The organism is Leuconostoc sp. UCMA20149, from assembly GCF_030400235.1.
GTDB lineage: Bacteria > Bacillota > Bacilli > Lactobacillales > Lactobacillaceae > Leuconostoc > Leuconostoc pseudomesenteroides.
In genome coordinates, this window is sequence record NZ_VJYC01000034.1 from 1 (window position 1) to 1,691 (window position 1,691).

The 1,691-nt window shown below is 36.2% G+C and carries 1 protein-coding gene; it reads left to right on the plus strand.

What is annotated here, in order from left to right:
- Positions 1-274: 274 nt before the first annotated feature.
- On the plus strand, positions 275-1,480 hold the full coding sequence (locus FF105_RS11480; RefSeq protein WP_290046921.1) for an IS110 family transposase: 1,206 nt from the start codon (positions 275-277) through the stop codon (positions 1,478-1,480).
- Positions 1,481-1,691: the final 211 nt, after the last annotated feature.

A 1,691-nucleotide genomic window follows, 5' to 3' on the forward strand; every position in this document is an offset into this window, starting at 1 on the left:
TGCTCTTATACTAAAAAACTTACTAACATTAAAGGTGAAGATTATTCTCGACGGAGATGATCTTCACCTTTTTTGGATTTATTCTAAAATTGGTAGTGAAACTTAGGTCGTTGGTCCTTTTGACACCAGATGTCGTAGAAAAAAATGGCCATTTCACTGGCTTTACCACACAATTTGATCTTAGTAAGTTAGGCGCTAGACGTCGAGTATAGAAAATTAAATGGTCGTGAGGTTTCAGTGATTGTTTCAAATATTTTTTTAAGGAGGTGCTATTATGCACTATGTTATTGGTATTGATGTCTCTAAAGCTACTAGTCAAGTTGCGGTGGCGGTTGATGGTAAGGTAACTCAACATTTCAAGATAACCCATGATGTCCTGGGATTCAATCAACTCAATACAATTATCATGCAATTTAATGAATTTCCTGATATTGTTTTTGAGGCGACCGGTATTTATTCGCGACGATTGAAATCATTTTTGGATTGGCATAATTATCCCTATACTTATCTCAATCCCTTAGCAGCAAAAAAACAGTTGGATCAGCTTCGCCCGAATAAAAATGATTTGAATGATGCTAAAAACTTGGCTGAGACCCAATTCATTTTAGCTCGTGCTAAAAGTTATGTTCAAAATCCAATTTATATTGAGTTACAAGATATGAGCCGCTTTTATCAACAAATTAATCATGATATTGTCAGTACAAAAAATAGATTACATCGCATTTTACAACTGACCTTTCCTGAAATCGAAGGACTCTTTTCTGCCACCGATAGTCCACATTATTGGGAACTCTTAACAATAGTGCCACATGCAATAATTACAAGACGTTCGAGGCAAGCACTCATGGACACGATTCAAGGTGGGATTAGTTGGCATATCGGTCACGAGAGATTACGTAAATTAGTCGATCAATTAATGAGTATGGGTCAGATATCAGCGCCTGCAGTTGCTGCCAATTCTTATAATGTTGCACAAGTTATATACTATGCAAAGCGTTTGATTGAGTTGCATGGTACCAAGGGTGACATCCTGACTGCTATGGTAGATAAGGCTAAGGATTTACCGGAATACAGCATTTATCAAAGCATTCCAGGGTTTTCGGATAAAACAGTTGTGTCGCTAATAGCTGAATTGGGCGATTTACATCGTTTTCGTACTGCCAATAAGCTAAACGCTTTTGTTGGGATTGATTTGAGATTCAATGACTCAGGTGATTACAAAAGCACAGGTTTTATCACCAAAAGGGGAAATAGCACCGCACGCAAAGTTCTATTTAGAGCAATATCAAATATAGCGAGTACCGCATCTTATGGGCATCCCAGTCATATTAATGATTGGTATCAAAAGAAAAAGCAATCTTCATTGTCTAAGGGAACAAAGAAAATTGCCATTGGGGCCATGTCGCGATTACTGAGAACCATGCATTATCTAGTCATTAACCATCAACTGTATGATTACAAAGCTGTATCACAGCACTAGTATTCTACATTTATAAGCCTAACATTTTTTAAAATCGATGTGAAGACAGCGGTTTATTTAAGTAGTGCTAATTGTTAACAAAATTTCAAAATAAAAGAAGTCAAAAGCCTTGAAACACTTGACTTCTGGTAGAAAAATGGACTATTTTTATTCAGTCCGTAAAATGAAAGTATAGGAGTATTTTTATGTCAATTCGTTATTCACAAGATTT